Raw genomic sequence first — 21,548 nt, 5'->3', positions numbered from 1 at the left:
GACAGAGAAACACCGACACAACCGGATATGTCACCGAAAGGCTTACTACCCACGCATGAGCACACTCACCAGCACAACCGAATTGACTTTTGCCAACCTCGGCGTCCGTGACGAAATCGTCCGCGCCCTCGCGGAAAAGGGCATCGAGCGCCCGTTCGCGATCCAAGAGCTGACCCTGCCGCTGGCGCTCGCCGGCGACGACCTCATCGGCCAGGCCCGTACCGGCATGGGCAAGACCTTCGCGTTCGGCGTGCCGCTGCTGAACCGCATCACGTCCGGAGTCGGCGTGCGGGCGCTCAACGGCACACCGCGGGCCCTGGTCGTGGTGCCTACCCGCGAGCTGTGCGTGCAGGTCACCGAGGACCTGGCCACCGCGGCCCAGTACCTGACGGCCGAAGGCGGACGCCGGCTCTCCGTGATCTCCATCTACGGCGGGCGCGCCTACGAACCGCAGATCGAGGCGCTGCGCGCCGGCGCCGACGTCGTCGTGGGCACCCCCGGCCGCCTGCTCGACCTGGCCCAGCAGGGCCACTTGCAGCTGGGCGGGCTGTCGGTGCTGGTGCTCGACGAGGCCGACGAGATGCTCGACCTGGGCTTCCTGCCCGACATCGAGCGCATCCTGCGCCAGATCCCCGAGGACCGGCAATCCATGCTGTTCTCGGCCACCATGCCGGGCCCGATCATCACGCTGGCCCGCACCTTCATGAACCAGCCCACCCACATCCGGGCGGAGGCGCCCCATTCGGCGGCCACCCACGACACCACCGAGCAGTTCGTCTACCGGGCCCACGCGCTGGACAAGGTGGAGTTGGTGAGCCGCGTGCTGCAGGCCGAGGGCCGCGGCGCGACGATGATCTTCACCCGTACCAAGCGCACCGCACAGAAGGTCGCCGACGAGCTGGCCGAGCGCGGCTTCAAGGTCGGCGCCGTGCACGGCGACCTGGGACAGATCGCCCGGGAGAAGGCGCTCAAGGCCTTCCGCAACGGCGACATCGACGTGCTGGTGGCCACCGATGTGGCCGCCCGCGGCATCGACATCGACGACATCACCCACGTCATCAACTACCAGATCCCCGAGGACGAGCAGGCCTACGTGCACCGGATCGGCCGCACCGGCCGCGCCGGCAAGACCGGTATCGCGGTCACCCTGGTGGATTGGGACGAGCTGCCCCGCTGGTCGATGATCGACAAGGCGCTGGGTCTGGAGAACCCCGAGCCCGCCGAGACCTACTCGAATTCGCCGCACCTCTACGAGGAGCTGGGCATCCCCGCCGGGTCGGGCGGCACCGTCGGCACGCCGAAGAAGCCGCAGGGCCAACGCCGCAGCAGCGAGCGTGACGGCCAGAAGGCGGAGCGGACCGGGCGTGCCCGCTCCGGCGCCCCGCGGCGACGCACCCGTGGCGGCCAGCCCGTCACCGGCCACCCCAACGGGAGCGCCGCGGCCGGCGCCACCACCGGCGAAGCCGCCGCGGAGGCGTCGGGCAACACCGGCAACTCCGGCACCAGCCGGCGTCGCCGTCGGCGCCGCAAGCCCGCCGAAACCGGCGCGCACGCCAACTGAGCCGCCCGCCGAGGAGATGGTCAGACCCGAACGCCGGACCAAGGGCGACGTCTTGGCCGCCGTCGCCATCGCGGTCGTCGTCGCCGCCGTCGCGTCCCTGATCTGGTGGACCAGCGACGCCCGCGCCACGATCAGCCGGCCGGCCGCCGTTCCGGCGCCCAACCAGAACCCCGCCCGACAGGTGCCGGCGACGCTCAAGGAACTGTGGACCGCGGCCAGTCCGGCCACCACCGCCCCCGTCGCAGTCAGCGGGACGGTTGTCACCGGCGACGGTCGCCGGGTTGACGGGCGCGACCCCGGTTCCGGCCAGTCCCTGTGGAGCTACCAGCGCGACAGCGACCTGTGCGGGGTCTCCTGGGTCTACCACTTCGCCGTCGCCGTCTTTTCCGACGACCGCGGGTGCGGGCAGGTGAGCACGCTCGACGGGTCCACCGGTCGCCGCGGGCCCGCCCGCAGCGGCTATGCCGACCAGCGCGTGCGGCTGTCCTCCGACGGCACGACGGTGCTGTCGGCCGGCGACACCCGGCTGGAGCTCTGGCGCTCGGACATGGTCCGCATGGTGGCCTACGGCGAGACCGATGCGCGGGTGAAGCCCTCGGCGCGCGGCCTGCATTCCGGCTGCAAGCTGGTCTCGGCGGCGGCCAGCTCGTCGGCGGTGTCAGCGCTGGAGAGTTGCGTCAACGAGCCCGACCTGCGGCTGGTGCTGCTGCGCCCCGGCAAGGACGACGACGAACCCCAGCAACGCCTCGTGGCCGAACCCGGGGTCAAGGCGGACTCCGGCGCCCGGGTGCTCACGGTGTGGGAGAACAACACCGCGGTGTACCTGCCCTCACCGCGGCCGCGGGTCGACGTGATCGACGAAACCGGCACCACCGTGTCGAGCAACCTGTTGCCCAAACCTGCGTCGGGCCCCGGGGCGGTTTCGCACGCGGGCAGCCTGATCACGTGGTGGACGGGCGATTCCGTCATGGTCTTCGAGACGGGCAACCTGACGCTGCGCTACACCATCGCCGCGGGCGACACGACCGCGCCGCTGGGGCCGGGCGCGATGATGGCCGGCCGCCTGCTGGTCCCGGTCACGGGCGCGATCGGGGTGTATGACCCCGTCAGCGGGGCCAGCGAGCGCTACATCCCGGTGAACCGGACGCCCAGCGCGCCCGGGCGGGCGGTGGTCCCGGCCGTCGCGGGACCTCGGGTGTTCGAGCAGCGCGGCGACACCGTGGTGGCCCTGGGCTGAGGGTGCGGCCGTCTCCGCCGAGCAGACGCAAAATCGCACGAGACCGCCAGTTGGCGTGCGAGTTTGCGTCTGCTCGCGCTGATCGCTATGCCTCGACGGCGAACGTTGGCAGCGGTTTGCCGGTCTTCCAGTGCTTGAGCAGCGCCTTCGCCAGCTCGCCATAGGCCGACGAGCCCTTGTTCTTGCGGCCGGACATCACCGACGAGCCCGACGCGCTGGCCTCCGCGAAGCGGACCGTGCGCGGGATCGGCGGGGCCAGCACCGGCATGTCGTAGCGGTCGGCGACGTCCATCAGCACGTCGCGGGTGTGGGTGGTCCGCGAGTCGTACAGCGTCGGCAACGCGCCCAGCAGCCGCAGCTCCGGGTTGGTGATCTGCTGGACGTCGGCGACCGTGCGCAGGAACTGGCCGACGCCGCGGTGCGCCAGCGTCTCGCACTGCAGCGGCACGATCACCTCGTCGGCGGCCGTCAGCCCGTTGAGGGTGAGCACCCCCAGCGACGGCGGGCAGTCGATGATGACCACGTCGAAATCGTCGGAGACCTTGGCCAGCGCGCGCTTGAGCGCGTATTCGCGGCCGGCCCGCATCAACAGCATCGCCTCGGCGCCCGCCAGGTCGATGTTGGCCGGCAGCAGCGTCATGCCCTCCATCGTCGTGACCAGCGCGGCGTTGGGCTCGACCTCACCGAGCAGCACCTCGTGCACCGAGACGGGGAGCTTGTCGGGGTCTTGGCCCAGCGAGAACGTCAAGCAGCCCTGCGGATCCAGGTCGACCAGGAGCACCCGTTGACCCTCGTCCACCATCGCCGCCCCCAGCGAGGCAACCGTCGTCGTCTTGGCAACGCCGCCCTTCTGGTTGGCCACCGCCAATACCCGGGTCTTAGTCATGGGCGCGGCCCCTCCTCATCGCTTCGTCCCCACCGCATCGTCACCGCGCGCTCGCCAACGCCCGCCGCTCCTTGTTGCCACGGTCACAGTGCCCATCCTGGCATGTTCGATCGCCCCGCGCTGCGGCCAACGGGCCCGGGGTGTCGTCCGGCAGAATCGGTCGATATGGGCCTGCACAACCACCGACTTGTACTGCTCCGCCACGGCGAGACCGAGTGGTCGAAATCCGGCCAGCACACCAGTAGGACCGACCTCGAGCTCACCGACACCGGCCGCGTCCAGGCCGAGCTCGCCGGCCGCGTCCTGCGCGAACTCAACCTCACCGACCCGGTGGTGGTGAGCAGCCCGCGCATCCGGGCCCTGACCACGGCCAAGTTGGCCGGGCTGGCCGTCGACGAGGTCTCTCCCCTGCTGGCCGAATGGGATTACGGATCCTACGAGGGGTTGACGACCCCGCAGATCCAGGAATCGGTCCCCGATTGGCTGGTGTGGACGCACGGATGCCCCGGCGGCGAGAGCGTCGCGCAGGTCAGCGAACGTGCCGATGAGGCCGTCGCATTCGCGTTGCAGCACATGGGCTCGCGCGATGTGGTCTTCGTGGGACACAGCCACTTCTCGCGTTCGGTCATCACGCGCTGGGTGGAGCTGCCGCTCGTCGAGGGCAGCCGCTTCTGGATGCTGGCCGGCTCGCTCGCCGTGTGCGGCTTCGAACACGGGGTGCGCCAGCTCGCCGCGCTCGGCCTGACCGCTCAGCCGCAGGCGATCAAGCCCGGGTGAGCGCCCAACCGCCGTTCGCGCTGTGCGGACCGAAGCAAACACTGCTGGCCGAGGGGGTGCGGGAGCGCTACCGCGACGTGGCAGCGGCGCAGGACGCCTTGAGGTCGGGGGCGGCGCCAATAGTGTTGGGCGCGTTGCCCTTCGATGCCGCTCGGCCCTCGGCACTGCTGACACCCGAGGCCGTGCTCCGCACCGACGGCCCGCCGGACTGGCCGACGGGCCCGCTGCCGCCGGTGCGCGTCGCCGCCGCCGAGCCGCCGCCCGACGACTACCGCCGCCGCATCGTCCGCGCCCGCGATCAGCTCACCGCTCCCGACAGCCTGCTGAGCAAGGTGGTGCTGTCCCGCGCGCTGCGGCTGGTCGCCGACGCACCCCTGGACGCGCGCGTCATCCTGCGCCGGCTCATCGCCGCGGATCCCGCCGCCTACGGCTATCTGGTTGACCTGACCGCCGCCGGCGACGACTACGCCGGGGTGGCGCTGGTGGGGGCCAGCCCGGAGCTGCTGGTGGCGCGTTCCGGTGACCGCGTCACCTGCCAGCCGTTCGCCGGGTCGGCTCCCCGCGCGGCCGACCCGAACGTCGACGCGGCCAACGGCGCCGCGCTGGCCGGTTCGGCCAAGGACCGCCACGAACACCAGCTGGTGATCGAGACGATCCGGGCCGCCCTGGATCCGCTGTGCGACGAGCTGACGATCGCCGCCGAGCCCGAGTTGAGCCGCACCGCGGCGGTGTGGCACCTGTGCACGCCGATCAGCGGCCGGCTGCGCGAGAGCTCAACCACCGCAATCGATCTGGCCCTCGCGTTGCATCCCACCCCCGCCGTCGGCGGGGTGCCGACCAAGGCCGCGGTCGAGCTCATCGCCGAGCTGGAAGGCGACCGCGGGTTCTACGCGGGCGCGGTGGGCTGGTGCGACGCCCGGGGCGACGGGCGCTGGGTGGTGGCGATCCGTTGCGCGCAGCTGTCGGCCGACCGCCGCGGCGCGCTGGCCCGCTCCGGGGGCGGCATCGTCGCCGAGTCCGATCCCGACGAGGAAGTCGCGGAAACCACAACGAAATTCGCCACCATCCTGCGCGCGCTGGGCGTCGAGCGATGACCATTCGCCCCGCCAGGCCCGAAGACGCCGCCGCCATCACCGAGATGATTCACGAGCTGGCCGAATTCGAAAACGCCGCCGACCAATGCTCGGTCACCGAAAAACAGATCGCCGCAGCGCTTTTCGGTGCGCGCCCGACATTGCACGGGCACGTCGCGGAAGTCGACGGTGAGGTCGCCGCGATGGCACTGTGGTTCCTCAACTTCTCCACGTGGGACGGCGTGGCGGGCATCTACCTCGAAGACCTGTTCGTGCGTCCGGGTTTTCGCCGCCGCGGGCTGGCCCGCGCGCTGCTGGCGACGCTGGCGGCCGAATGCCTCGACAACGGCTACACGCGGTTGTCGTGGGCGGTGCTGAATTGGAACACCGACGCGATCACGCTGTACGACGGCGTCGGCGGTGCACCGCAGCGCGAGTGGACCACCTATCGGCTGTCCGGACCCCGGTTGGCCGAGCTGGCCGAGTCGCGCTGATCGCCGCCGCCGGCCCAGCGCAGGCCGGCGGGGCTGAAGAGCATGCCCAGCACGGCCACCGCCGCGATCCCCGCGGGAACCCCGAAGCCGGGCCGGTGCGAGCCGACCGTCAGGTACCACGCCACGGGCAGCAACAGCAGCTGGGTGATCACGGCCAGCCCTCGGCCCCAGCGCTTGCCGAGGATGAGCGCGCGGCCGGCGGCCAGCACCACCGCGCCGACCAGCACGAAGAACACCGCCGTGGCCTGGGAGTACCACCCGCTTGCGGGGGCGCCGTGGACCACGCGCTGGTCGCCCCCGACGGCGAACCGCACCACCAGCGCCACCGCCGTGACCAGCGCGGCCGTCCCCTGCACCGCCACCAGCAGCCCGGCCCCGCGCACGGCGGCCGGGGCGGCCCCGGGATTGCGGCGGAAGACGGTCACCCGCGTCAGCGTAGTCACCCCGCCACCGCCGGAGTTCCCCACAGCGCCGCCTTAAGGCGCCCGCATAAGCTCGTGCATCATGCGCGCCGTGCTGATCGTGAACCCGACCGCCACCTCCACGACTCCGGCCGGTCGCGACCTGCTGGCGCACGCGCTCAAGAGCCGCCTACAGCTCACCGTCGAACACACCCACCACCGCGGTCATGGCACCGAACTCGCGGAGAAGGCGGTCGCGGACGGCGTCGACCTGGTCGTGGTGCACGGCGGCGACGGCACGGTCAGCGGGGTGGTCAACGGTCTACTCGGCCGTCCAGGCTCGGCGTCGGGGCCCACCGGCCCGGTGCCGGCGGTCGCGGTGGTTCCCGGCGGTTCGGCGAACGTGCTGGCGCGCTCGCTGGGGATCTCGCGTGACCCGGTGGCCGCGACCAACCAGCTCATCCAGCTGATCGACGACTACAGCCGCCACCACACCTGGCGCCGCATCGGGCTGATCGACTGCGGTGAGCGGTGGGCCGTCTTCAACACCGGCATGGGCGTCGACGCGGAGGTGGTCGCCGCGGTCGAGGCCGAACGCGACAAGGGCGGCAAGGTCACGGCGTGGCGCTACATCCGCGCGGCGGTGCCCGCCGTGTGGGGCTACACCCGCCGCGAGCCGATGCTGCAGCTCGAATTGCCCGGCCGCGAACCCATCCCCGGGGTGAGTTTCGTGTTCGTCTCCAACTCCAGCCCGTGGACGTTCGCCAACGACCGCCCGGTGTGGACCAATCCCGGCTGCACCTTCGAGTCGGGGCTGGGAGTGTTCGCGCCCAAGAGCATGAAACCAATCCCGACGCTGCGCATCGTGCGGCAGATGTTCGCCAAACGGCCCAAGTTCGCGTTCGACCACCTCATCAACGAGGACGACGTGCCCTGTTTGCGGGTCACCTCGACCGGGGGTCCGGTCGCATGCCAGTTCGACGGGGATTACCTGGGCGTGCGCGAAAGCATGACGTTCCGGGCGGTTCCGGACGCGCTGGCCGTGGTCGCGCCTCCGCAAAAAGCCCACTCTGAGCTGCGGTAACGAAGCGCCCGGGGGTCAGGCGGCGAATATTTTGTGCGAGATCGGCGTCTGAGTGTAGTACAACGGAGTAATGGCCCGGCTACGGAACGGTCAAAGTGAGATTGCCCACGAGGTAACGCACGCTATTGACTTCTGTTGGGCCTGTGAAACGATCAAAAGGTTGCATGCAGAAATTTAGATAGGGGTACGGACCCTTTTCTTGTGCACGCGTTAACAGCCGAAGAAAATTGGCCGTGCGCCTTGCTGCGCACTCAGTGAGGAGTAACAACTTATGGATTGGCGCCACAAGGCGGTCTGTCGTGACGAAGACCCGGAGCTGTTCTTCCCGGTAGGGAACAGCGGCCCGGCGCTCGCGCAGATCGCTGACGCGAAACTGGTCTGCAATCGGTGCCCGGTGACCACAGACTGCCTTTCCTGGGCACTGAATACCGGCCAGGACTCGGGCGTCTGGGGCGGCATGAGCGAAGACGAGCGGCGCGCACTCAAGCGTCGCAATGCCCGGACGAAGGCCCGTAGCGGAGTCTGACTCGATTTAGACCACACAGCGCGGCCTCGACGAAAGTCGGGGCCGCGCTGTTGTGTGGGCGCACGCCTATATCGCCAATCGGGTGCGCCGGCCGATCGGCACCCGCAACACCACATCGGTGCCGCGCGACGGCGCTTGGCGCATGCCCAGCGTGCCGTCCAGTTCGGCCGACACCAACGTCCGCACGATCTGCAGGCCCAGGCTGTCGGACGTCTCCAGGCTGAAGCCGTCGGGCAACCCGCGGCCATCGTCGTGCACGACCACGTCGAGCCAGCGCGCCGACCGCTCGGCGCGGATGGTCACCGAGCCCTCTTGGGCGGCGGGGTCGAAGGCGTGTTCGATGGCGTTCTGGACCAGTTCGGTGATCACCATGATCAGCGCGGTCGCGCGGTCGGAGTCCAGCACGCCCAGGTCCCCGACTCGGTTGATCCGGATCGGCCGGTCGACCGACGCCACGTCGTTCATGATCGGCAGGATCCGGTCGATGACCTCGTCGAGGTTGACCTGCTCGTCGACCGACATCGACAGGGCGTCGTGCACCAGCGCGATGGACGAGACCCGGCGCACCGATTCGATCAGCGCCTCCCGGCCTTCGGCGTTGGCGGTCCGGCGGGCCTGCAGCCGCAGCAGTGCCGCCACCGTCTGCAGGTTGTTCTTCACCCGGTGGTGGATTTCGCGGATCGTCGCGTCCTTCGAGATCAGGGCCCGGTCGCGGCGCTTCACCTCGGTGACGTCGCGGATCAGCACCGCGGCGCCGGCGCTGGCGCCGTCGACCACCAGCGGCAGCGTCCGCAACAGCACCGTCGCGCCGCCGGCGTCCACCTCCATCCGCATGCTGCGCCCGCCGGCCAGCAGGTCGAGCACGTGCTCCGCCAGTTCCTGGGCCTCGAACGGGTCGGAGACCAGCGGCCGCGTGACCTTGACCAGGTTGCGGCCCTCCAGATCGGTGGTCAGGCCCATCCGGTGGTAGGCCGACACCGCGTTGGGACTGGCGTAGGCGACGACGCCGTCGACGTCCAATCGGATGAAGCCGTCACCGGCCCGCGGCGTGGAGCGCGACATGACCACGTCGCCCACGTCGGGGAAGGTGCCCTCGGCGAGCATGGAGACCAGATCCCGGGCGCAGTCCCGGTAGGCGGTCTCCAGGTGGCCGGACGCGCGGTCGGCCGCGACGGCGGTTTGATGCCGGGTGAGCACGGCCACCACCCGCCCGCCGTACCGCACCGGGGACGCCTCGACGTGCGGGCCGGGCAACCACGAATCCTCTTGCGCCGCTTCGCCATCCCGCTGGGCGATGCCGGAGTTGAAGGTCTCGGCGACGAGCGCCAGCCGGTCGGCGCCGACGACGCTGCCCACCGAATCGGTCAGCAGCACCGTAGGCGCGGTGTTGGGCCGGCACTGCGCCACGCACACCAACATGCCGTCGTCGCGGCGAACCCACATCAGGTAGTCGGCGAACGACAGGTCCGCCAGCAGCTGCCACTCCCCCACCACCGCGTGCAGGTGATCCACGGCGTTGCCGGGCAGCACGGTGTGTTCGGCAAGCAGGTCACCGAGAGTCGACATCGCTCACCCCACGGGCCGTTCCCCGGCAGCGGACAACAGAGGCTTCAAACTGTCTCGGGGCCTAGCTGATCACGGCAATCAGGTCGCCGGCCTGGATGACATCGCCCACCGAGACGCTCACCTTGCTGACCGTGCCGTCGACCTCAGCCAGGACCGGGATCTCCATCTTCATCGACTCCAGCAGCACCACGACGTCACCCTTGCCAATCTGGTCACCCTCGTTGACTACGACTTCGAGCACGCTGGCCACGATCTCGGCGCGCACATCCTCGGCCATCTTCACCCCACTCGTTTCGGCCATTGCGCAGGCTGGCTGCTGGTCCATTTAGCTTCCGTCAGGCTCGGTGTATATCGAACCACAGGCGCCCGGCCCACCGCGGCGCACGGCCCCCCGACAGGCCGTGCGAGAATGTGAGGCAAGCTAACGGGCGCCGGGCGCCCGGTTCTGATCAATCGACGGAGGTTTTCCGAAATGGCCAAACGGGGCCGGAAGAAGCGCGACCGCAAACACAGCAAGGCCAACCACGGCAAGCGGCCCAACGCCTGAGGAACCGCTACTGCGTCTCCCGGATGATGGTGGTCCGGCGGATCTCCAGCCGTAACCGCTCGCGCAGGCCCTCGGGGGCCTTCTCGCCTTTGCACTTGCTGGCGATCAACGTCTTGATCCGCTCCTCGAGGCCGTAATGCTTGAAGCAGCCGGGGCACGCCTCGAGGTGGCGGCGCAGCTGGTCCCGAGACTCGGGCGTGCATTCGCCGTCGAGCAGGAGCCAGACCTGGCGGATCACCTCGGCGCAGCCGACGGCGCCGTGGGCGTCGTCATTGGGGCACGTGTCGCTGGGGCCCGACAACTCGCTCATGACGACACCTCCTCGTGCGCCTGGTGGCCGCGGTTGAAGCCCCGCTCCTTGGCCACGTCAGCCAGCAGCGCCCGCAGTTGACGCCTGCCGCGGTGCAGCCGTGACATTACCGTCCCGATGGGCGTATCCATGATCTCGGCGATTTCCTTGTACGGGAAGCCCTCGACATCGGCGTAGTAGACGGCCATCCGGAATTCCTCGGGCAACGCCTGCAGCGCTTCCTTGATCTCGTCATCGGGCAGCGCCTCCAGCGCCTCCACTTCGGCCGAGCGCAGCCCGGTGGACGAGTGCTCCGCGTTGGACGCCAGCTGCCAGTCGGTGATCTCCTCGGTCGGGTACTCGGCCGGTTGGCGCTGCCTCTTGCGGTAGCTGTTGATGTAGGTGTTGGTCAGGATCCGGTACAGCCAGGCCTTGAGGTTGGTGCCGGCCCGGAACGAGCGGAAGCCCGCGTACGCCTTGACCATCGTCTCTTGCAGCAGGTCTTCGGCGTCGGCGGGATTGCGGGTCATGCGCAGGGCACCGCCGTACAGCTGGTCCAGCAGCGGAATCGCGTCGCGCTCGAAACGCGCCATCAGCTCCGCGTCCGTCTCCTGCGGGCCCGGCTCGGCAATCTCCTGTGCAGTCGCGCCGTCGCTGTCGGCCATGTCGATTACCCCGGTCCCTTCTGCTGCGGTGTCACCGGACAGCACTGAAAGCGCCACCGGGCTTGCCAGAACGCAAGCCAACTGCTCGGCACCCATTGGACGGTCCAACAGGCTCGTCGCCGCTGACACCAAACCGCTCCTCCCAATCTAGAGGCTGCCACCGACACTGTCTGCCCGGGTGGAGCCCACTGGAACTTCGAGACCGATTTCTTCAACAGCCGCGGCCGACGTGCTATTTCCCGGCGGAATCCGGGGCCGCCGTCCCCCGATCCGGCGGAGAGTGGGGGAACGTTAGTGTGACGCCATGTCCCTGAATGGCAAGACCATGTTCATCTCCGGCGCCAGCCGCGGCATCGGCCTGGCGATCGCCAAGCGCGCCGCCCAGGACGGCGCCAACATCGCCCTGATCGCCAAGACCGCCGAGCCCCACCCCAAGCTGCCGGGCACGGTGTATACCGCCGCCGAGGAGCTCGAAGAGGCGGGCGGGCGGGCCCTGCCGATCGTGGGGGACGTGCGCGACCCGGAGTCCGTGGAGGCCGCGGTGACCAAGACCGTCGAGCAGTTCGGCGGCATCGACATCTGCGTCAACAATGCGTCGGCGATCAACCTGGGGTCCATCACCGAGGTGCCGATGAAGCGGTTCGACCTGATGAACGGCATCCAGGTGCGCGGCACGTACGCGGTGTCGCAGGCCTGCATCCCGCACCTGAAGAAAGCGGACAACCCGCACATCCTGACGTTGTCGCCGCCCGTGCTGCTCGACAAGGAGTGGCTGAAGCCGACCGCGTACATGATGGCCAAGTTCGGCATGACCCTGTGCGCGCTGGGCATCGCCGAGGAGATGCGCGAGGCGGGGATCGCGTCGAACACCCTGTGGCCGCGCACCCTGGTGGCCACCGCCGCGGTGCAGAACCTGCTCGGGGGCGACGAGGCGATGGGCCGCGCGCGCAAGCCGGAGGTGTACTCCGACGCGGCCTACGTGATCCTCAACAAGCCCGCCCGCGAGTACACCGGCAACACCCTGCTCTGCGAGGACGTGCTGCTGGAATCCGGCGTCACCGACCTGTCGGTCTACAACTGCGTGCCGGGCGGGAAGCTGGGCGTCGACTTCTGGGTCGACGGCGTCAACCCGCCGGGATACACGGGTCCCTAGTCGGGCCAAGTTCTCGTGCCTCGTGCCGCCACGCCCGCGCTCGCCGCGTTGGTGAAAGCCGATGTGCCGCACGAGGTCGTCACATTCGACCACGATCCGCGCGAGCGCTCGTTCGGCGTCGAGGCGGTCAACGCGCTGACCGAGCGCGGCATCGCGCCCGACCAGATCTTCAAGACCCTCGTCATCGCGGTGCCAGGTGGGCTCGCCGTCGCGATACTGCCCGCGCCGGCCCGGCTTTCGCTGAAGGCGGCCGCCGCGGCGCTGGGGGTGACGAAAGCGAGCTTGGCCGATCCGGCCGCCGCCGAGCGGGCCACCGGCTACGTCTTGGGCGCCGTGTCCCCGTTCGGGCAACGCATGACCCTGCCGGCCGTGCTGGACACGGGCGCACTGGGCTGGGAGCGGGTGTACTGCAGCGCGGGTCGGCGGGGCTGGGACGTCGGCGTTTCGCCGCACGACCTGCTGCGCCTGACCGGCGCGGTCACCGCCGACATCCGCGGGTAGCCGCGCTTGTAACGCCATGGCGAAAACCGGCCGGATTTTTCGCGGTGGCGTTACGCTCCCGCCATGAACACGAAGCGATCCCGCGCCGCGACCCTGCTCGCCGCCGGTGTGCTGGGCGCCGCTGGGCTGCTGACCGCCGGCGTCGGCGTCGGCCATGCCGAAACGATCCAGACCGAGGGCAACTATCCCACCCGCGAGGCCTGCCAGAACGCCGGGCCAGGCGTCAAGGCGTCGACCCCGGGCAACTGGAACAACTTCTGGTGCATCCCGGATCGCAACGTCAACGGCAACTGGAAGCTGGTGCTCAGCAACTAAAAGCAGCCTAAAGAAGGCGGGCCTGCTCCGGCTCCGGGTCGGCCGGCTCGAGTAGCTGCGGCCCGTTGTTGCGGACGTTGTTGACCAGCGTCGACACCTCGCGCATCCGAATGCCCCTCACATCGGGTGGCCGGGTCAGCAGTTCGTCGTCGACCGGGGTGTCGGGGTCCAGCCACCGGTCCCACTGCGCCTCCGGCACCACCAGCGGCATCCGGTCATGGATCTCGGCCAGCTCGCCTGGCGCGTCGGTGGTGATGATCGTGCAGCTCAGCAGCGGCGAGCCCGCCTTGGCCGGCTTCCACACCGACCAGAGCCCCGCCATGAACAGCGGCTCGCCGTCCTCGCGGTACATGTAGAAGGGCGTCTTGCGGGCCTTCTTGCCGCCGGCCGCATCCGGGTTGACGCGCCATTCGTAGTAGCCGTCCATCGGGATCAGGCAGCGCTTAGACTTGGCGCTCGACCGGAACGCGGGCGAGGTGGTGACCTTGTCGGCGCGGGCGTTGATCAGCATCGGGCCCTTGGTCTCCGGCGCCCCGTCGGCATCGGCCTTCACCCACGGCGGGACCAGGCCCCAGCGCATCAGCCGCACCCGGCGGGTTGGCTCGTCGTCGGGGTCGGTGTGGCGGCTGACGACGGTCGCGATGGTGGACGTCGGGGCCACGTTGTAGTTGGGCGCACCGGCACCCTCGGAGGCGCCGGTGGCCTCGTCGATCGCCTTGATCTTCTGGGCCAGCAGCGCCGGATCGGTGGTGACCGCAAACCGTCCACACATAAGTTCCATGGTGGCAGAGCCACTGAGTCCTATTGGTGGCAGAAGTCAGTGACACGCCATGATGGAGCGGTGAGTATGTGGCCGGCCCCCAGCGCGCCGAAACCGGTGCACGCGACCGTGACCGTTCCGGGCTCCAAGTCGCAGACCAACCGGGCGCTGGTGCTGGCCGCGTTGGCGGCCGCGCAGGGGCACGGCACCCCGACCATCAGCGGGGCGCTGCGCAGCCGGGACACCGATCTGATGATCGGCGCACTGTGCACCCTCGGCTTGCGTGTCGACGGCGCCGGGTCAGAGCTGACGGTCGGTGGCCGGATCGCCCCGGGTCCGCAGGCGCGGGTGGATTGCGGCCTGGCCGGCACGGTGCTGCGCTTCGTCCCGCCGCTGGCGGCGCTGGCCGCGGCGGTGGTCGAGTTCGACGGCGACGAGCAGGCCCGGGCGCGGCCCATCGCGCCGCTGCTCGACGCGCTGCGCGGCCTGGGCGTGCCGATCGAGGGCTCGGGCCTGCCCTTCCGTGTCCACGGCGGCGGATCGGTCGCCGGCGGGACCGTGGACATCGACGCCTCGGCGTCCTCACAGTTCGTGTCGGGGCTGCTGCTGTGCGCGCCGTCGTTCACCGACGGCCTGACCGTGCGGCACACCGGGGCGACGCTGCCGTCCGCGCCGCACATCGCCATGACGGTGGTGATGCTGCGCCAAGCCGGGGTTGCGGTCGACGACTCGGTCCCCAACACCTGGCGGGTGCATCCTGGCCCGGTCGCGGCCCGGCACTGGCAGGTCGAACCGGACCTGACCAATGCCGTCCCGTTCCTGGCGGCGGCCGTGGTCAGCGGCGGGGCGGTGCGCATCACCGGGTGGCCCGAAGCCAGCGTGCAACCGGCCGAGCACATCCTTATGGTGCTGGGCAAGCTGAATGCCGTTGTCATCCAGGGTAATTCGTTCCTCGAGGTGCAGGGGTCGGCCGAACGCGACGGCTACCCGGGTTTTGAGGTCGACCTGCGCGATGTCGGCGAGTTGACTCCGTCGGTGGCGGCGCTGGCCGCGCTGGCGACCCCGGGCTCGGTGTCGCGGCTCTCCGGCATCGGCCACCTGCGGGGCCACGAGACCGACCGCCTCGCCGCGCTGCGCACCGAGATCAACAACCTCGGCGGCGACTGCACCGAGACGCCCGACGGCCTGGTGATCACTGCGACACCGCTGCACCCCGGCGTCTGGCGGGCCTACGCCGACCACCGGATGGCGATGGCGGGCGCGATCGTGGGGCTGCGGGTGGCCGGGGTCGTCGTCGACGACATCGGCTCCACCTCCAAGACGCTGCCGGAGTTTCCGGAGCTGTGGGCACACATGCTGGGGTCCGATATTTGAGGCCCGGCGATTACGACGAGTCCGATGTCAAGGTCCGCTCCGGCAGGGGCTCGCGACCGCGCACCAAGACTCGCCCCGAGCACGCCGACGCCGAGGCCGCGATGGTGGTCAGCGTCGACCGGGGCCGATGGGGGTGCGTGCTGGGCGGCGACCCCGAACGCCGGATCACGGCCATGCGGGCGCGGGAACTCGGTCGCACGCCGATCGTGGTCGGCGACGACGTCGACGTGGTGGGCGATCTGTCCGGGCGACTGGACACCCTGGCCCGCATCGTCCGCCGCGCGGAGCGGCGAACGGTGTTGCGCCGCACCGCCGATGACACCGATCCGACCGAACGGGTGGTGGTGGCCAACGCCGACCAGTTGCTGATCGTGGTGGCGCTGGCCGACCCGCCGCCGCGCACCGGCCTGGTCGACCGGGCGCTGATCGCCGCCTACGCCGGCGGCCTGACGCCCATCCTGTGCCTGACCAAGACCGACCTGGCCCCGCCGGAGCCGTTCGCCGAGCAGTTCGTCGACCTGGACCTCACGGTGGTGGCCGCGGGCCGCGACGACCCGCTGCTCGCGGTGGCCGACCTGCTCGACGGCAAGATCACCGTGCTGCTCGGGCACTCCGGCGTCGGCAAGTCGACGTTGGTGAATCGCCTTGTGCCAGAGGCGGAACGGGCGGTCGGCGAGGTCACCGACATCGGCCGGGGCCGGCACACCTCCACCCAGTCGGTCGCGCTACCGCTGGCAACCTCCGGCTGGGTGATCGACACCCCGGGCATCCGCTCGTTCGGGCTGGCGCACATCGAGCCCGAGGACGTGCTGATGGCGTTCTCCGACCTGGCCGGGGCGATCGAGGACTGTCCGCGCGGCTGCGGGCACATGGGCCCGCCGGCCGACCCCGAATGCGCGCTGGACGCGCTGTGCGGCCCGGCCGCCCGCCGCGTGGCCGCGGCCCGCCGGCTGCTGGCCGCGCTCAACCAGACTTAGCCAGCCGCATGCCGAGCTCGTCGGGCGCCACCTTGTGGCCCTGCGCGCACCGGATTTCGACGCTCGCCTCGGCGCCGCACCCCAGATGGGTCAGCCGGAGGCGGTTGCGCCCGGGCAGGTGGCGCCGGCCCCACTCGAACATCGCCCACACCACCGGCATGAAGTCGATGCCGGCCTCGGTGAGCACGTATTCCTCACGACGGCGCTGCCCCGGCTCGTGGTAGGGCTGCCGCTTCAGCAGCCCCAGCTCAACCAGTTCAGACAGCCGCGCCGAGGTGGCGGCCTTGGTGATGCCCACCCGACGGGCGAAGTCATCGAAGCGCGTGGTGCCGTAGTAGGCCTCGCGCATGATGAGCATCGCCGACTTGGTGCCCACCACCGCCATGGTCTTTTCGATCGCGCACTCGCCGACCGCCGACCACGCGTCGCGGTCGGCCAGCGGTCCCTGTAACAGTGTCATAAATCACTCTCCGAGCTGGGTTGCTTTCAGTGTACCTAGATGTTTACCTGGGTACAGCGATCTATACTTAGATCGTCGGACTCAAGGAGGAGCCATGAACCGCGACGCCGTCATCGTCGGAGCCGTCCGCACGCCCATCGGCAAGGGCAAGCCCACCGGGGCGCTGCACGACGTCTTGCCCGCCGACCTGCTGGCGCACAGCCTGCGCGAGCTGGTGGCGCGCACGGGCGTGGACCCGGCGCAGATCGACGACGTCATCGCCGGCGCCGTCGCCCAAGTCGGCGACCAGGCGGTCAACATCGCCCGCAATGCGCTGCTCGGCGCCGGATTCCCCGAGTCGGTTCCCGGTGTCACGATCGACCGGCAATGCGGCAGCAGCCAGCAGGCCATCAGCTTCGCCGCCCAGGGCGTGCTCTCCGGCGCCTACGACCTCGTCGTCGCCGCCGGCGTGGAGTCGATGGGCCGCGTCCCGATGGGAACCTCGGTTTTGCCGGGTAGCAATCCCTTCGGTGCGGACATGACGCGGCGCTATCCCGACGGCCTGGTGCCGCAGGGCATCAGCGCCGAACTGATCGCGGCGCGGTGGGGCTTCTCGCGCACCCAGCTCGACGAGTTCTCGGCCGCCAGCCACGACAAGGCCGCCCGCGCCAGCAAGGATGGTCTCTTCGACAACGAGCTCATCCCGATCGCCGGCCTGTCCGCCGACGAATTCATCCGGCCCGGCACGACGGTCGAGACGCTGGCCGGTCTGCGGCCGGCGTTCTACAGCGAGACGATGAAAGCCCGCTTCCCGCAGATCAATTGGGAGATCACCGCCGGCAACTCCTCACCGCTCTCCGACGGCAGCGCCGCGGTGTTGATCACCACCAGCGAAACCGCCAAGCGGCTCGGCCTGCGCCCGCTGGCCCGCATCCACACCACCACCGTGGTCGGGTCGGATCCGCTGTACATGCTGACCGGGGTCATCCCGGCCACCGAAATGGTGCTCCAGCGCGCGGGATTGACGCTGGCCGACATCGATCTGTTCGAGGTCAACGAGGCCTTCGCGCCCGTCGTGCTCGCCTGGGCGCACGACACCGGCGCCGATCTGGCCAAGACGAACGTCAACGGCGGCGCCATCGCGATCGGCCACCCGCTGGGCGCCAGCGGCGCCCGCATCATGACTACGCTGGTGAATGCTTTGGAACAGCGCGGCGGGCGGTACGGCCTGCAGACGATGTGTGAGGGCGGCGGCATGGCCAACGCCACCATCATCGAGCGAATGGGCTGATGACGATGTCGTCGTCCAGCGTCTCGAAAGTCTTTGTCATCGGCGGCACCGGCGCCCAGGGGATGCCCATCATCGGCGCCCTGGTCGCCGACAAGAGATACTCCGTGCGATTCCTCAGCCGCGACCCCGCCTCCCGACGAGCCAAGGAGTTGCTCGCCCTCGACAACGTGTCGGTGTTGGAAGGTTCGTTCGCCGACGAAGCGAAGCTACGGGAAGGATTCCGCGGTTGCGATGCGGCATTCGTCAACATCGACGGGTTCAACACCGGTGAGAAGACCGAGATGTATTGGGCCATCCGCAGTTACGAGATAGCCATCGAGGAAGGAGTCAAGTTCTTCGTCTACGGAAACCTCGACTACGGACTCAAGAAGGCGGGATACGACTCCCGATTCCGCACCGGCCATTATGACGGCAAGGGCCGGGTGGGTGAGTGGATCCTGTTCCAGAATCGGGTGAACGGCGACCGGATGGGAGCCGCGGTGTTCACGTCGGGTCCATACATCGAGATGGCGATCTCACCCGGGACACCGATGGCGCCCACCATCGAGGACGGTGTGGTGACGTGGCGGCTTCCACTCGGCGAGGGCGCCGTGCCCCACGTGGCTCTCGAAGACTGCGGCTATTACGTCCGGTGGCTTTTCGACCATCCCGAACGCGCGAGCGGCATGGATCTCGAAGTCGCCATCGACCAGGTCCGGTATGCGGAGCTTGCCGCGGCGTTCGAAAAGGTCACCGGGCACCCGGCCCGCTACATCGACACCGATCTGGACACCTATTGGCGCGAGGGCCCCATGAGCAGGGCCGCCGATGCGCCCGCCGGGTACAACGCCGACCCGAACGACAAGAGCACCATGAACATCCGCGACAACTTCACCGGATTCTGGAACTTGTGGAAATACGAAGTCATCAAGCGCGATTACGGCTTGCTCGACGAGATTCACCCGAACCGAATCAGGAACGCCGAGGAGTGGGTCCGCAGAGAAGACGGGTTGGGACGGGCGCTGGGCAAGGGCGGCCTGTGGGACCGGGTTCAACCGGAGAACCGGACTCCGATCCTCAAGGTTGGCGAAGATCGAAGGACAGGGAGATTATGACCGAGACTGAGTTCAACGGCGTACGGGTGCGCTTCGACAGCGCCAAGAGCTACGACGAGCTGCTCGCCGCGCTGCTGGCCGACATCGGCGAGCGGCCCGTCCCCATCAACGAGATCGCCAACCGGCACGACGACTGGGAGTCATACCGGCAAGAGATCGAAACCCATGTCGGGCCAAGCGGATTCATGCTTTTCGGCAGCTTCGATCACGGGGCATGGATCACCAGGACCGGCATCGACCGCAAGGCGATCCGCGTCATCCTCGGCAACCCGTTGATCGCGATCACGATGCTGCGCCACGATGTGACGGCCGGCCTGTTCGCCCCGGTCGAACTCTTGATCACCGACGAGCCGGCGGGCAGCAGCTTGACCTACGTCAAGCCGTCATCGCTGATGGTCGTCGAGCCAAACCCCGAATTGCTCAGCGCCGCTGGCGAACTCGACGCCAAGCTGGCGACGCTGGCCGCCAAGGTGACCGCGTAGCTCAGAGCCAGCCGGTGCGGGCGGCGGCGACCGGCTCGGGCGGCGACGGGGCCAACTCCCCGTCGCGCACGCCGTCGAGCATGCGTTTCACCGCCGCCACGATCTCCGGCGCGGCCGCGGCCAGGCCGGCCTTGTCGGCCTCGGGGACTCCGTCGGGATCGACGCCCGCCCGCGCCAGCACGGCGGCCGGGTCGGAGAGCTGATCGGCCAGCCAGGCCACCGGGTCGGCAGACAGCTCGGGGACGAAGTGCCGGCGCGCGGGCTCCCACCCGTTGAACTTCGGGTGGTGATGGGCCCGGTCCAGGGTCCCGGGCGGGCTTTCGGTGGAGCCGAAGAGGTCCACCCGCCACACCGGACGGTTGAAGCCGATCGGGACGCCGGCGTAGATCGACCCTTGCGGCTCGTCCCGGTCGACGAGGCGCAGTTCCAGCCGGACGCCCCGCTCCGGCGTTTCCTGACCTTCCTGCGGGCGCGGGTCGACGAAGAACATGTCGCCGACGACGACACCCAGGGTTTCGAATCCGAACGCTGCGAGCATGCCTTCGAGCGTAGTCCCGGCGGCCACTGCGGTCAGGCGCTGATCTCCTCGGCCACCGGTTTGGGCAGCACTTCGAGGTAGTCGGCGAATGCGATGTCTCGACGTCGACGTTGTCGCTGGCCAGCGCCGGGTATGGCGAACGGCGGACGCGCCGCCCGCCGCCTTCGCTGCGGGAGGCTAGGCCGCCAGGTCGTCGGCGAGCCGAGCGTTGCGCTGCGTGCGCTTGCCGCGCCGCCAGCCACGCACGGTCGCGATCGCGGTCTTCAGCCCGCGCCGCCGGCCGGTCTGCGGGTCGGTGCCCGCGAAACCGGGCTCCAGTTCGGCGAACATCCGCTCGCTGCGGGTTTCCGGGGCGTTGTCGGCGTCGTCGCGCAGGTAGGAGTTCGGCAACGACAGCTTGGCCAGCGTGCGCCAGGTCTTGCCGTACTGCACCAGGAACGAGCCGGTGGTGTAGGGCAGGTCGTACTTGTCGCAGACCTCGCGCACCCGCACCGAGATCTCGTGCAACCGGTTGCTCGGCAGGTCGGGGTAGAGGTGGTGCTCGATCTGGTGGCACAGGTTGCCGCTCATGAACCGCAGCGCGGGCCCGGCCTCGAAGTTGGCGCTGCCCAGCATCTGGCGCAGGTACCACTGCCCCTTCGTCTCGCCGACCATGTCGGTCTTGGTGAATTTCTCTGCGCCGTCGGGGAAATGGCCGCAGAAGATGACCGCATTGGCCCACACGTTGCGGATCACGTTGGCGACCGCGTTTGCCTTCACCGTGGATCGGTATGTCGCGCCAGGCGACAGCGCGGTCAGCGCCGGGAACGCGACGTAGTCCTTGACCACCTGCCGGCTGGCCTTGGCCAGGAACTCGTCGACCCGCTGGCGGGCGTCGTCGTGGTCCATCCGCTTCTTGGCGATCTTGCCGAGCTCCACGTGCTGCAGGCCGACGCCCCACTCGAAGAGGAGGGCGAGCATCGTGTTGTAGACCAGGTTGAACATGTTGAAGCGCTTCCAGCGCTGGTCGCGGGTGACGCGCAGCAAGCCGTAGCCGACGTCGTCGTCCATCCCGAGGATGTTCGTGTACTTGTGGTGCACGAAGTTGTGGGTGTAGCGCCAGTGCTTGGACGACCCGCTCATGTCCCACTCCCACGTCGAGGAGTGGATCTCCGGGTCGTTCATCCAGTCCCACTGGCCGTGCATGACGTTGTGGCCGATCTCCATGTTCTCGATGATCTTGGCCACGCCCAGCGTCACGGTCCCGGCCCACCAAGCCGAGCGGCGGGAACTCGCGGCCAGCAGCAGCCGGCCGGAGACCTCCAGCGCCCGCTGGGCCGCGATGGTGCGGCGGATGTAGCGGGCATCCCGCTCGCCGCGCGAGTCTTCGATGTCCTGACGGATGGCATCCAGCTCAACGGCCAGGTTTTCAATGTCGGCGTCCGTCAGATGGGCGAATACGTCGACGTCGGTGATCGCCATCGTCTTCTTCTCCCTACGGTTCGATTGATCGGCCCTAAACCAGGTCCAGACCTACGC

26 protein-coding genes are annotated in these 21,548 nt (G+C 69.4%); 16 read left to right on the top strand and 10 right to left on the bottom strand.

The annotated features are described in order from the left end of the window. Positions 1 to 55: 55 nt before the first annotated feature. Both A5695_RS24595 and A5695_RS24590 read left to right on the top strand, forming a co-directional pair. Entirely contained in the window at positions 56 to 1,561 is a 1,506-nt protein-coding gene (locus tag A5695_RS24595) for a DEAD/DEAH box helicase (protein WP_068088635.1), read from the top strand. 16 nt (positions 1,562 to 1,577) lie between these two features. Then, a complete protein-coding gene (locus A5695_RS24590; protein ID WP_068088632.1) occupies positions 1,578 to 2,798 on the top strand; it encodes a hypothetical protein in 1,221 nt (406 codons plus the stop codon). 85 nt (positions 2,799 to 2,883) lie between these two features. Here A5695_RS24590 and A5695_RS24585 read toward each other — a convergent pair whose 3' ends face one another. Next, a complete protein-coding gene (locus A5695_RS24585; protein ID WP_068088624.1) occupies positions 2,884 to 3,684 on the bottom strand; it encodes a ParA family protein in 801 nt (266 codons plus the stop codon). Between the two features lie 165 nt (positions 3,685 to 3,849). Here A5695_RS24585 and A5695_RS24580 point away from each other — a divergent pair, with 165 nt between their 5' ends. The 3 genes from A5695_RS24580 to A5695_RS24570 are packed head-to-tail and all read left to right on the top strand — an operon-like array spanning position 3,850 to position 6,028. After that, positions 3,850 to 4,461, top strand: coding sequence for an acid phosphatase (locus A5695_RS24580; RefSeq protein ID WP_068088621.1), 612 nt, complete (start codon positions 3,850 to 3,852; stop codon positions 4,459 to 4,461). Further along, a complete protein-coding gene (locus A5695_RS24575; protein WP_068088618.1) occupies positions 4,458 to 5,555 on the top strand; it encodes an isochorismate synthase MenF in 1,098 nt (365 codons plus the stop codon). The genes A5695_RS24580 and A5695_RS24575 overlap by 4 nt, the downstream gene beginning before the upstream one ends. Then, entirely contained in the window at positions 5,552 to 6,028 is a 477-nt protein-coding gene (locus A5695_RS24570) for a GNAT family N-acetyltransferase (RefSeq protein WP_068088616.1), read from the top strand. The genes A5695_RS24575 and A5695_RS24570 overlap by 4 nt, the downstream gene beginning before the upstream one ends. On the opposite strand, the gene A5695_RS24565 is transcribed toward A5695_RS24570, so the two are convergent. Next, complete coding sequence (locus A5695_RS24565) at positions 5,980 to 6,453, bottom strand: hypothetical protein (RefSeq protein WP_068088615.1); 474 nt, start codon at positions 6,451 to 6,453, stop codon at positions 5,980 to 5,982. The two genes, A5695_RS24570 and A5695_RS24565, sit on opposite strands and share 49 nt — an antisense overlap. Positions 6,454 to 6,532: 79 nt before the next feature. Here A5695_RS24565 and A5695_RS24560 point away from each other — a divergent pair, with 79 nt between their 5' ends. Both A5695_RS24560 and whiB1 read left to right on the top strand, forming a co-directional pair. Beyond that, a complete protein-coding gene (locus tag A5695_RS24560; protein ID WP_068088614.1) occupies positions 6,533 to 7,513 on the top strand; it encodes a diacylglycerol kinase family protein in 981 nt (326 codons plus the stop codon). Between the two features lie 271 nt (positions 7,514 to 7,784). Further along, positions 7,785 to 8,039, top strand: coding sequence for a transcriptional regulator WhiB1 (gene whiB1 / locus A5695_RS24555; protein WP_007168139.1), 255 nt, complete (start codon positions 7,785 to 7,787; stop codon positions 8,037 to 8,039). A 66-nt stretch (positions 8,040 to 8,105) separates the two neighbouring features. Here whiB1 and A5695_RS24550 read toward each other — a convergent pair whose 3' ends face one another. Both A5695_RS24550 and A5695_RS24545 read right to left on the bottom strand, forming a co-directional pair. Next, positions 8,106 to 9,605, bottom strand: a complete 1,500-nt coding sequence (locus A5695_RS24550; RefSeq protein ID WP_068088613.1) for a sensor histidine kinase — start codon at positions 9,603 to 9,605, stop codon at positions 8,106 to 8,108. 61 nt (positions 9,606 to 9,666) lie between these two features. Then, positions 9,667 to 9,882 (bottom strand): biotin/lipoyl-binding carrier protein, encoded by a 216-nt coding sequence (locus A5695_RS24545; RefSeq protein WP_044512934.1) that lies wholly within the window; start codon positions 9,880 to 9,882, stop codon positions 9,667 to 9,669. 195 nt (positions 9,883 to 10,077) lie between these two features. On the opposite strand from A5695_RS24545, the gene A5695_RS30410 reads away from it, so the two are divergent. Continuing rightward, complete coding sequence (locus A5695_RS30410) at positions 10,078 to 10,152, top strand: 50S ribosomal protein bL37 (RefSeq protein WP_011728008.1); 75 nt, start codon at positions 10,078 to 10,080, stop codon at positions 10,150 to 10,152. Positions 10,153 to 10,159: 7 nt separating this feature from the next. Here the strand turns inward: A5695_RS30410 and rsrA are convergent, their stop codons facing one another. Both rsrA and A5695_RS24535 read right to left on the bottom strand, forming a co-directional pair. Then, on the bottom strand, positions 10,160 to 10,462 hold the full coding sequence (rsrA, locus tag A5695_RS24540) for a mycothiol system anti-sigma-R factor (protein WP_068088612.1): 303 nt from the start codon (positions 10,460 to 10,462) through the stop codon (positions 10,160 to 10,162). Beyond that, positions 10,459 to 11,106 carry a sigma-70 family RNA polymerase sigma factor gene (locus A5695_RS24535; RefSeq protein ID WP_068088609.1) on the bottom strand — a complete coding sequence of 216 codons (648 nt, stop codon included), beginning with the start codon at positions 11,104 to 11,106 and terminating at the stop codon, positions 10,459 to 10,461. Before A5695_RS24535 ends, rsrA begins: the two co-directional genes overlap by 4 nt. 304 nt (positions 11,107 to 11,410) lie before the next feature. Between A5695_RS24535 and A5695_RS24530 the strand changes: the two genes are divergently transcribed. The 3 genes from A5695_RS24530 to A5695_RS24520 all read left to right on the top strand — a co-directional run bounded on the left by A5695_RS24530 (position 11,411) and on the right by A5695_RS24520 (position 13,075). Further along, positions 11,411 to 12,259, top strand: coding sequence for an NAD(P)-dependent oxidoreductase (locus A5695_RS24530; protein ID WP_068088605.1), 849 nt, complete (start codon positions 11,411 to 11,413; stop codon positions 12,257 to 12,259). A 15-nt stretch (positions 12,260 to 12,274) separates the two neighbouring features. Next, positions 12,275 to 12,760, top strand: a complete 486-nt coding sequence (locus A5695_RS24525; RefSeq protein ID WP_068088601.1) for an aminoacyl-tRNA deacylase — start codon at positions 12,275 to 12,277, stop codon at positions 12,758 to 12,760. Between the two features lie 63 nt (positions 12,761 to 12,823). After that, positions 12,824 to 13,075: a hypothetical protein gene (locus A5695_RS24520; RefSeq protein ID WP_068088598.1), complete on the top strand. Its 252-nt coding sequence runs from the start codon at positions 12,824 to 12,826 to the stop codon at positions 13,073 to 13,075. A gap of 7 nt (positions 13,076 to 13,082) precedes the next feature. On the opposite strand, the gene A5695_RS24515 is transcribed toward A5695_RS24520, so the two are convergent. Then, complete coding sequence (locus tag A5695_RS24515; RefSeq protein ID WP_068088595.1) at positions 13,083 to 13,847, bottom strand: SOS response-associated peptidase; 765 nt, start codon at positions 13,845 to 13,847, stop codon at positions 13,083 to 13,085. A gap of 69 nt (positions 13,848 to 13,916) precedes the next feature. On the opposite strand from A5695_RS24515, the gene aroA reads away from it, so the two are divergent. Next, complete coding sequence (gene aroA / locus A5695_RS24510; RefSeq protein ID WP_156749828.1) at positions 13,917 to 15,209, top strand: 3-phosphoshikimate 1-carboxyvinyltransferase; 1,293 nt, start codon at positions 13,917 to 13,919, stop codon at positions 15,207 to 15,209. Beyond that, a complete protein-coding gene (rsgA, locus tag A5695_RS24505; RefSeq protein WP_068088590.1) occupies positions 15,206 to 16,186 on the top strand; it encodes a ribosome small subunit-dependent GTPase A in 981 nt (326 codons plus the stop codon). Before aroA ends, rsgA begins: the two co-directional genes overlap by 4 nt. On the opposite strand, the gene A5695_RS24500 is transcribed toward rsgA, so the two are convergent. Continuing rightward, positions 16,173 to 16,646, bottom strand: coding sequence for a helix-turn-helix domain-containing protein (locus tag A5695_RS24500; protein WP_067268455.1), 474 nt, complete (start codon positions 16,644 to 16,646; stop codon positions 16,173 to 16,175). The genes rsgA and A5695_RS24500 overlap by 14 nt on opposite strands. A 94-nt stretch (positions 16,647 to 16,740) precedes the next feature. Here A5695_RS24500 and A5695_RS24495 point away from each other — a divergent pair, with 94 nt between their 5' ends. Genes A5695_RS24495 through A5695_RS24485 form a run of 3 tightly spaced genes read left to right on the top strand, consistent with a single transcriptional unit; the run spans position 16,741 to position 19,492 of the window. Then, on the top strand, positions 16,741 to 17,916 hold the full coding sequence (locus A5695_RS24495) for a thiolase family protein (protein ID WP_068088586.1): 1,176 nt from the start codon (positions 16,741 to 16,743) through the stop codon (positions 17,914 to 17,916). Positions 17,917 to 17,921: 5 nt separating this feature from the next. Further along, positions 17,922 to 19,010: an NmrA family NAD(P)-binding protein gene (locus A5695_RS24490; RefSeq protein ID WP_068088666.1), complete on the top strand. Its 1,089-nt coding sequence runs from the start codon at positions 17,922 to 17,924 to the stop codon at positions 19,008 to 19,010. Further along, positions 19,007 to 19,492 (top strand): DUF302 domain-containing protein, encoded by a 486-nt coding sequence (locus A5695_RS24485; protein ID WP_068088582.1) that lies wholly within the window; start codon positions 19,007 to 19,009, stop codon positions 19,490 to 19,492. Before A5695_RS24490 ends, A5695_RS24485 begins: the two co-directional genes overlap by 4 nt. A 1-nt stretch (position 19,493) precedes the next feature. Here the strand turns inward: A5695_RS24485 and A5695_RS24480 are convergent, their stop codons facing one another. Together A5695_RS24480 and A5695_RS24475 are read right to left on the bottom strand one after the other, a co-directional pair. Beyond that, positions 19,494 to 20,030, bottom strand: a complete 537-nt coding sequence (locus A5695_RS24480) for a hypothetical protein (protein ID WP_068088579.1) — start codon at positions 20,028 to 20,030, stop codon at positions 19,494 to 19,496. A 177-nt stretch (positions 20,031 to 20,207) separates the two neighbouring features. Next, complete coding sequence (locus tag A5695_RS24475) at positions 20,208 to 21,491, bottom strand: fatty acid desaturase (protein WP_068088577.1); 1,284 nt, start codon at positions 21,489 to 21,491, stop codon at positions 20,208 to 20,210. Positions 21,492 to 21,548: the final 57 nt, after the last annotated feature.

This window comes from Mycobacterium sp. E1747 (assembly GCF_001667775.1).
Classification (GTDB): domain Bacteria; phylum Actinomycetota; class Actinomycetes; order Mycobacteriales; family Mycobacteriaceae; genus Mycobacterium.
The sequence above is the reverse complement of the archived record's forward strand: the minus strand, read 5'-3'. Positions and strand labels throughout refer to the sequence as shown.

Excerpts from the sequence above, each read along its gene's own strand:
- A5695_RS24550 (WP_068088613.1), bottom strand. The coding sequence starts at position 9,605 with ATGTCGACTCTCGGTGACCTGCTTGCCGAACACACCGTGCTGCCCGGC.
- A5695_RS24580 (WP_068088621.1), top strand. The coding sequence starts at position 3,850 with ATGGGCCTGCACAACCACCGACTTGTACTGCTCCGCCACGGCGAGACC.
- A5695_RS24500 (WP_067268455.1), bottom strand. The coding sequence starts at position 16,646 with ATGACACTGTTACAGGGACCGCTGGCCGACCGCGACGCGTGGTCGGCG.
- A5695_RS24590 (WP_068088632.1), top strand. The coding sequence starts at position 1,578 with ATGGTCAGACCCGAACGCCGGACCAAGGGCGACGTCTTGGCCGCCGTC.
- rsrA (WP_068088612.1), bottom strand. The coding sequence starts at position 10,462 with ATGAGCGAGTTGTCGGGCCCCAGCGACACGTGCCCCAATGACGACGCC.
- A5695_RS24480 (WP_068088579.1), bottom strand. The coding sequence starts at position 20,030 with ATGCTCGCAGCGTTCGGATTCGAAACCCTGGGTGTCGTCGTCGGCGAC.
- A5695_RS24475 (WP_068088577.1), bottom strand. The coding sequence starts at position 21,491 with ATGGCGATCACCGACGTCGACGTATTCGCCCATCTGACGGACGCCGAC.
- A5695_RS24585 (WP_068088624.1), bottom strand. The coding sequence starts at position 3,684 with ATGACTAAGACCCGGGTATTGGCGGTGGCCAACCAGAAGGGCGGCGTT.
- A5695_RS24595 (WP_068088635.1), top strand. The coding sequence starts at position 56 with ATGAGCACACTCACCAGCACAACCGAATTGACTTTTGCCAACCTCGGC.
- A5695_RS24560 (WP_068088614.1), top strand. The coding sequence starts at position 6,533 with ATGCGCGCCGTGCTGATCGTGAACCCGACCGCCACCTCCACGACTCCG.
- A5695_RS24545 (WP_044512934.1), bottom strand. The coding sequence starts at position 9,882 with ATGGCCGAGGATGTGCGCGCCGAGATCGTGGCCAGCGTGCTCGAAGTC.
- A5695_RS24515 (WP_068088595.1), bottom strand. The coding sequence starts at position 13,847 with ATGTGTGGACGGTTTGCGGTCACCACCGATCCGGCGCTGCTGGCCCAG.
- A5695_RS24495 (WP_068088586.1), top strand. The coding sequence starts at position 16,741 with ATGAACCGCGACGCCGTCATCGTCGGAGCCGTCCGCACGCCCATCGGC.
- A5695_RS24520 (WP_068088598.1), top strand. The coding sequence starts at position 12,824 with ATGAACACGAAGCGATCCCGCGCCGCGACCCTGCTCGCCGCCGGTGTG.
- whiB1 (WP_007168139.1), top strand. The coding sequence starts at position 7,785 with ATGGATTGGCGCCACAAGGCGGTCTGTCGTGACGAAGACCCGGAGCTG.
- A5695_RS24530 (WP_068088605.1), top strand. The coding sequence starts at position 11,411 with ATGTCCCTGAATGGCAAGACCATGTTCATCTCCGGCGCCAGCCGCGGC.
- A5695_RS24485 (WP_068088582.1), top strand. The coding sequence starts at position 19,007 with ATGACCGAGACTGAGTTCAACGGCGTACGGGTGCGCTTCGACAGCGCC.
- A5695_RS24490 (WP_068088666.1), top strand. The coding sequence starts at position 17,922 with ATGTCGTCGTCCAGCGTCTCGAAAGTCTTTGTCATCGGCGGCACCGGC.
- A5695_RS24570 (WP_068088616.1), top strand. The coding sequence starts at position 5,552 with ATGACCATTCGCCCCGCCAGGCCCGAAGACGCCGCCGCCATCACCGAG.
- A5695_RS24535 (WP_068088609.1), bottom strand. The coding sequence starts at position 11,106 with ATGGCCGACAGCGACGGCGCGACTGCACAGGAGATTGCCGAGCCGGGC.